This window comes from Streptomyces sp. NPDC001634 (assembly GCF_040298185.1).
Lineage (GTDB): Bacteria > Actinomycetota > Actinomycetes > Streptomycetales > Streptomycetaceae > Streptomyces.
In genome coordinates this window covers 127,501-134,160 of the sequence record NZ_JBEOZU010000020.1, presented here as the reverse complement: position 1 = coordinate 134,160, position 6,660 = coordinate 127,501, and the positions used below count along the sequence as shown (strand labels likewise).

The window sequence follows — 6,660 nt, the reverse complement described above, 5'->3', positions numbered from 1 at the left end:
GCCGTGATCTCGTCCCGGATGTGGTTGTGCTTGTCGACCTTGTCCCCGTCGTACTCCCAGTCATGGTCATCCTTCACGGAGTTGACGAAGTTCGTGGCATCGATCTTCAGCTGCTTCAGCTTCGCGACCAGCGGACGGATCTCCGTCGCATACGACGACAGCGCCGACGACACCGTCTCCAGATCCTTCGCGAAATCGTCCGCCCGGTTCGCGACCTTCTTCGTCGTCCCGAACAGCTGCTCCGCCTCGGGCGCCTGGTAATACGCCCGCAGACCCTGGAACTTCTTGTCGACATCCTGACCCGTGGAGCGGATGTGCGAGGCGTCCGCCTTCAGATCCCCGTAGTCCTTCTCCAACTGCTCCAGGTTGCCCGTGAACTCCGGAATCTGCCCAGGATCGATCACGCCGAACGCACCCCCGTTGCGCCTTCGTCACACCCAGCCGAAGTTCACATCATCACACAAGACCCTTGGGTGTCAGGTCAGTTGGCGACCCGCAGCAGCAGCTTCCCTGTACTCGCCCGCGCCCCCATCAGTCGGTGCGCCTCCGCCGCCTCCTCCAGGGCGAACTCGGCGGTGACCGGCAGCGACACGGTCCCGTCGGCCGTTGCGGCGAAGGCCTGTTCGGCCAGCGCCCGTAGCGCGGCCGGGGCCGTCTTCGCCAGGGTCAGGATGGAGAAGCCGCCCACCGAGACGCCCGTGGGGTACAGCTCCGGCTGGCCCACCTTCCATGGCTCGGCCGAGCTCGCGTTGCCGAAGGAGACCAGTCGGCCGAAGACGGCGAGTGAGGCGAGGGAGGCCTTGAAGGTTTCGCCGCCCACGGGGTCGAGGGCCAGGTCGACTCCACGATCGCCGGTGGCGGCCCGCACCGCCTTCTCGAACTCGCCGACGAAGACCTCGTCGTAGCCGTGCTCGCGGGCGTACGCCGCCTTCGGCGCGGACGATACGACTCCGTACACCGCTCCGGCCCCCGCCGCCTTCGCCAACTGCCCCACCGTCGTGCCGATTCCGCCGGCCGCGCCCTGCACGAGGACCGTCTCGCCGGGCTGGAGCCGGCCCACTGAATGCACCAGCGCGTACGCCGTCGGCAGCACCGTGGGCAGGGTGGCGGCCGTGCGCAGGTCGATGCCGGGCGGCAGCGGGAAGACGGTCACCGCGTCGGCGACGGCCACCTCGGCGTAGGCGCCGCCGGTGAGTGCGGCCACCTCTTGGCCGACGGCGAGGCCCTCGACGCCCGCGCCGACCGCCCGTACCCGCCCGGAGACCTCCAGGCCGGGGCGGAAGGGCAGCGTCGGCACCCGGTAGCCCTCGGCGCGTGCCTTGAGGTCGGCGAAGTTCACGCCCGCGTAGGCCACGTCGATGCTCACCTGTCCGGGGCCAGGCTCAGGGACGTCCGTCTCGACCGTCTGGAGGACCTCAGGACCGCCGTACTCCTGGAATTCGACCGAGCGCATGGCAGACCGCACCTCTCATTGAGTGTTTGATGGGAAGCGAACACTCGGGAGCGTATGGTTTTCATCGAACACTCAGCAAGCGATGAGGGAGTACGGCGTGGTGGCACAGCGCGGCGGCACCAGTCATCGGGTCGCGCCCGAGCACACCCACCCCGACGACGTCACCGTCCAGACCGCGCTCGCCGCCCTGGCGGACCCCGTACGCATCGCCCTCGTCCGCGAGCTCGCCGGCTCCGCGGAGTGGAGCCGGAGCTGCGGCAGCTTCGATGTGCCCGTGGGCAAGGCGGCCCTGAGCCACCACTTCACCGTGCTGCGCGCCGCAGGCCTGGTGGAACAGCGCGACGAGGGACCGAGGCGCGTCAACCGCCTCAGGCGCCCGGAGTTCGACGCCCGCTTCCCCGGCCTCCTGGACCTGGTGCTGCGCGCGGATCCGCCGGCCTAGAACGTCATCGGCACGCCCGATGGCCCCATCGGCAGGACGCCCCACTGGCGCGTGGACCGGCTCCGTCGTCAGCTCGTAGCGTCCAGGACATGACCTCCGAGAACAAGGGCATGGCCCAGCTGACGACCGCGATGGTGCTCTCCGGCACCCTCGGTGTCTTCGTCGTCGAGTCGGGCGCCTCGCCCTTCAACGTCGTCTTCTTCCGCGTCCTGTTCGGCGCCCTCGCCCTCGGCGCCTACGTCGTCGCCCGCGGCTGGCTGCGCGACCACGGCTTCACCCCGCGCACCCTGGGACTGGCCGTCCTCGGCGGCGTGTTCATCGTCTTCAACTGGGTCCTGCTCTTCCAGGCGTACGAGAACACGTCGATCTCCGTCGCGACGGTGGTGTACCACACGCAGCCGTTCTACGTGGTGCTGCTGGGCGCCCTGCTGTTCCGTGAGCGGCTCAGCGCGGCCAAGGCGGGGTGGATCGTGGTCGCCTTCGCCGGGTTGGTCCTCGTCTCGGGCGTCACGCCCGGGGACTTCACCAACGGGGGCTCCTACGTCGTGGGCGTGGGCCAGGCCCTTCTGGCCGCACTCCTGTACGGCCTGTCCACCCTGGTCACCAAGCGCATCACCGGCGTACGGCCGCATCTCATCGCCCTCGTCCAGGTGGTCGTCGGCATCCCGCTGTTGCTGCCCTTCGCCGACTTCGGCGCGATGCGGGGCGAGGGCTCGGGCTGGGGCTGGCTGGCCGGTCTGGGCGTGATCCACACCGGGCTGATGTACGTCCTCATGTACGCCGCCTACGCCAAGCTCCCGACCGCGAAGATCGCCGTACTCGCCTTCGTCTACCCGGCCGTCGCGATGGTGATGGACTGGGCGGTGTACGGACACCACATCGGGCCCGTGCAGGCGCTGGGCGTTCCGCTGATCGTGACCGCGAGCCTGAAGGTCACCCTTGCTCGGAAACCAGCTTCTGTGCCTGCTGCACAAACAGCCGCGCATGCGCCGGAAGCCGCTTCCCGGCCCGCCACGCCAGCTGCGTGCGAAGCGTGAACGGCGGCTCCCACAGCAGTCGTACGAGAGAACCCTCCGCGAGTTCGGCGGCGACCGTCACCTCGGGCAGCAGCGAGATCCCGAGGCCGGCCGCCGCCGCGCGTTTGGTGGCCTCGATCGTGCCGAACTCCATGAAGTCCACCGGGGCGAGCGCGGTGAGCTCCCGCTCGAACAGATCGCGGTAGGCGCAGCCGGGTTCGGTGGCGAGGAGGGACTCCCGTACGAGATCGCAGGCCGCGATCTCCTTGCCGGCCAGCGGATGCCCGGCCGCGGCCACGAGCGCCAGCCGCTCCACCGCCAGCACCTCGGTCTCCAGCCCGGCGTGTTCGGTCTGCTCCTCCATCAGGAAGCCGAGGTCGTATGCTCCCTGCCGCAGCGCCTGCCGGGTCTCGTCGCCGATGGTGGTGCGCAGCGACAGCCGCACCTTGGGGTAGCGGTGGTGGAAGAGCTCCAGCAGCGGCGGCAGACGGTAGGACGTCAGCGACTCCATGGTGCCGACGGTCAGGGTGCCGGCCGGCTCCTGCGCGCCGGAGACGGCCGCCCGCGCCTCCTCGCTCAGCTCGATGATCTGCCGGGCATACGGCAGCAGGCGCTCGCCGGCCTCCGTCAGCCGGATGCGGCTGCCCAGCCGGTCGAACAGTTCGGTGCCGAGCGAGGACTCCAGGGTGCGGATCTGGCTGGTCACGCTGGACTGCGCGTACTTCAGCTCGGCCGCGGCCCGGGTGAAGCTCAGCACCGTGGCGACCTTCTCGAAGGTGACGAGCAGCCGCAGTTCCATCAGTCGGCAGTGTCCATCAGTCGGTGGTGTCCATCAGTCGGTGGTGTCCATCAGTCGGTGGTGTCCGTCAGTCGGTGGTGTCCGTCAGTCGGTCCGGGGCTCCTCGCCGCGTTCCCGGCGCCGCAGTTCCTCCTCGCGGCGGCGCAGGTCGGCCTCCCAGTCCTTCAGGAGCGCCTCGTCCTTCACGTTTTGAGAAGACGCAGCCTCTTCCTTGAGGGACTTCAGGAACTCGGGGTTGTCGTCGGGTGCGACCCAGGTCGTGCGGTGGTTGCGGTGCCACTCGGAGGGCGTGGAGCCTCCCCCAGCCGGGGCCTGGCGCACCTTGCCCGCGACGAGCCAGGCGATGGGACCGACCAGCACCTCGCCGAAGAGCAGGATGATGATGACCCAGACCACCTTGGGCAGCCCCCGGACCTGCTCCTCGGGGGTGTTCAGACAATCTATGAAGGCGTATATCCACAGTGCCAGGACCAGCAGGAAGGGCACATACCTGAGCATGGTCTTGCGATCCCCCAGAGACGGCGACGGGGCGTGGGACGGCCCCCGGTGACGGGGCCAGGGTAGCGGGTGGCCGATACTGGAACGCATGGCTTACGACGATCTTCGCTCCCTGCTCAGGGCGCTGGAGCGCGAGGGGGACCTCAAGCGCATCAAGGCCGAGGTCGACCCGTATCTGGAGGTCGGGGAGATCGTCGACCGGGTGCAGAAGTCCGGCGGGCCCGCGCTGCTCTTCGAGAACGTGCGCGGGTCGCGCATGCCGCTCGCCATGAACGTGTTCGGTACCGACCGGCGCCTGTTGAAGGCCCTCGGGCTGAAGTCGTACGGCGAGATCTCCGACAGGATCGGCGGCCTGCTCAAGCCCGAGCTGCCGCACGGGTTCGTCGGCATGCGTGAGGCCTTCGGCAAGCTCGGCGCGATGGCGCACGTACCGCCCAAGAAGGTCAAGTCGGACAACGCCCCGGTGCAGGAAGTCGTCCTGCGCGGCGACGATGTCGACCTCGACGCCCTCCCCGCGCTCTTCACCTGGCCCAAGGACGGCGGCTCCTTCTTCAACCTCGGGCTCACACACACCAAGGACCCCGAGACCGGGATCCGCAACCTCGGGCTGTACCGCCTCCAGCGCCACGACAAGCGCACCATCGGCATGCACTGGCAGATCCACAAGGACAGCCGCAACCACTACCAGGTGGCGGCCCGACGCGGCGAGAGGCTGCCCGTCGCGATCGCCTTCGGGTGCCCGCCCGCCGTGACATACGCCTCCACCGCGCCGCTTCCCGGGGACATCGACGAGTACCTCTTCGCCGGGTTCATCGCGGGCAAGCGGATCGAGATGGTCGACTGCAAGACGGTTCCGCTCCAGGTTCCGGCGGGCGCCGAAGTCGTGCTGGAGGGCTGGCTGGAGCCCGGTGAGATGCTCCCTGAGGGCCCGTTCGGCGACCACACCGGCTTCTACACCCCGCAGGAGCCCTTCCCCGCCCTGAAGATCGACTGCGTCACCATGCGGAAGCGGCCGCTGCTGCAGTCGATCGTCGTGGGCCGCCCGCCGACGGAGGACGGACCGCTCGGCCGTGCGACCGAGCGTTTCTTCCTCCCCCTCCTCAAGATCATCGTCCCGGACATCGTGGACTACCACCTCCCCGAGGCGGGCGGCTTCCACAACTGCGCGATCGTGTCGATCGACAAGAAGTACCCCAAGCACGCACAGAAGGTGATGCATGCCATCTGGGGCGCACACATGATGTCCCTGACCAAGCTGATCGTGGTCGTCGACTCCGACTGCGACGTGCACGATCTGCACGAGGTCGCCTGGCGGGCCCTCGGCAACACGGACTACGCCCGCGACCTCACGGTCGTCGAAGGTCCCGTCGACCACCTCGACCATGCCTCGTACCAGCAGTTCTGGGGCGGCAAGGCGGGCATCGACGCGACGAAGAAGTGGCCCGAGGAGGGCTACACGAGGGACGGCGGCTGGCCCGACATGGTCCTGTCCGACCCGGAGACGGCGGCGAAGGTGGACCGCCGCTGGAAGGAGTACGGCCTGTGAGTTCAGCTTCCGCGGCGATCCCGCAGCCGGGGCGCACGAAGGCGTTCCTGCGCCTGGTGATGATCGAGCACTCCGTCTTCGCCCTGCCCTTCGCGTACATCGCCTCGTTGACCGCGATGTTCCAGTGGGACAGGAACATCCACTGGGGCCGGCTCCTCCTCGTCACCGTCGCCATGGTGGGCCTGCGCACCTTCGCCATGGCGGCGAACCGGATCATCGATCGTGAGATCGACGCCCGCAATCCGCGCACGGCCCACCGCGAGCTGGTCACGGGCGCGATGACGGTGCGGCACGCCTGGACGGGCGCGCTGATCGCGCTGGTCTTCTTCCTGGGAGCCGCGGCCCTGCTCAACCCGCTCTGCCTGGCGCTCGCCCCCATCGCGGTGATCCCGATGGTGGTGTACCCGTACGGCAAGAGGTTCACGAACTTCCCGCAGGCCATCCTGGGACTCGCCCAGGCGATGGGCCCGATCGGCGGCTGGCTGGCGATCAGCGGCAAGTGGGACTGGGACGCGGTGATCCTCGGCCTCGCCGTCGGCGTCTGGATCGGCGGCTTCGACCTGATCTACGCCTGCCAGGATGTGGAGACGGACCGCGAGATCGGCGTCATGTCGGTGCCGGCCCGCTTCGGCATCCCCGCGGCGATCTGGGGCGCCCGCGTCTGCCATGCCATCACGACGGCCCTGTTCGTCTGGTACGCGATCGTCACCGGCGCCGGATTCTTCTTCTGGCTGGGCCTGGTGATCGTGGCGGGCGCCTTCGTCTACGAGCACACGATCGTCCGCCCCCACGACCTGACCCGCGTCAACCGTGCCTTCTTCAGTGTCAACGGGTTCATCGGGATTGCCCTGTTCGTGTGTGCGCTGCTCGATCTTCTGGTTCGGGGTATGAGCGTGTGAGTACGGT

The 6,660-nt window shown here is 68.7% G+C and carries 7 protein-coding genes and 1 pseudogene; 4 read left to right on the top strand and 4 right to left on the bottom strand.

Annotated features, from left to right (window positions below; all coding sequences use genetic code 11):
* Both ABT186_RS16000 and ABT186_RS15995 read right to left on the bottom strand, forming a co-directional pair.
* Positions 1-404, bottom strand: a pseudogene (locus ABT186_RS16000) (hypothetical protein); the annotation flags it as partial.
* Positions 405-481: 77 nt separating this feature from the next.
* A complete protein-coding gene (locus ABT186_RS15995; protein WP_351235398.1) occupies positions 482-1,453 on the bottom strand; it encodes a quinone oxidoreductase family protein in 972 nt (323 codons plus the stop codon).
* Between the two features lie 100 nt (positions 1,454-1,553).
* On the opposite strand from ABT186_RS15995, the gene ABT186_RS15990 reads away from it, so the two are divergent.
* Both ABT186_RS15990 and ABT186_RS15985 read left to right on the top strand, forming a co-directional pair.
* A complete protein-coding gene (locus ABT186_RS15990; RefSeq protein WP_351235429.1) occupies positions 1,554-1,895 on the top strand; it encodes an ArsR/SmtB family transcription factor in 342 nt (113 codons plus the stop codon).
* Positions 1,896-1,984: 89 nt separating this feature from the next.
* Positions 1,985-2,932 carry a DMT family transporter gene (locus tag ABT186_RS15985; RefSeq protein WP_351235400.1) on the top strand — a complete coding sequence of 316 codons (948 nt, stop codon included), beginning with the start codon at positions 1,985-1,987 and terminating at the stop codon, positions 2,930-2,932.
* Here the strand turns inward: ABT186_RS15985 and ABT186_RS15980 are convergent.
* Together ABT186_RS15980 and ABT186_RS15975 are read right to left on the bottom strand one after the other, a co-directional pair.
* Complete coding sequence (locus ABT186_RS15980; protein WP_351925484.1) at positions 2,829-3,710, bottom strand: LysR family transcriptional regulator; 882 nt, start codon at positions 3,708-3,710, stop codon at positions 2,829-2,831. The genes ABT186_RS15985 and ABT186_RS15980 overlap by 104 nt on opposite strands.
* A gap of 84 nt (positions 3,711-3,794) precedes the next feature.
* Positions 3,795-4,208: a PLD nuclease N-terminal domain-containing protein gene (locus ABT186_RS15975; RefSeq protein ID WP_351925482.1), complete on the bottom strand. Its 414-nt coding sequence runs from the start codon at positions 4,206-4,208 to the stop codon at positions 3,795-3,797.
* Between the two features lie 88 nt (positions 4,209-4,296).
* Between ABT186_RS15975 and ABT186_RS15970 the strand changes: the two genes are divergently transcribed.
* Both ABT186_RS15970 and mqnP read left to right on the top strand, forming a co-directional pair.
* Positions 4,297-5,754, top strand: a complete 1,458-nt coding sequence (locus ABT186_RS15970; protein WP_351235406.1) for a menaquinone biosynthesis decarboxylase — start codon at positions 4,297-4,299, stop codon at positions 5,752-5,754.
* On the top strand, positions 5,751-6,653 hold the full coding sequence (gene mqnP / locus ABT186_RS15965; RefSeq protein WP_351235408.1) for a menaquinone biosynthesis prenyltransferase MqnP: 903 nt from the start codon (positions 5,751-5,753) through the stop codon (positions 6,651-6,653). The genes ABT186_RS15970 and mqnP overlap by 4 nt, the downstream gene beginning before the upstream one ends.
* Positions 6,654-6,660 lie beyond the last annotated feature (7 nt).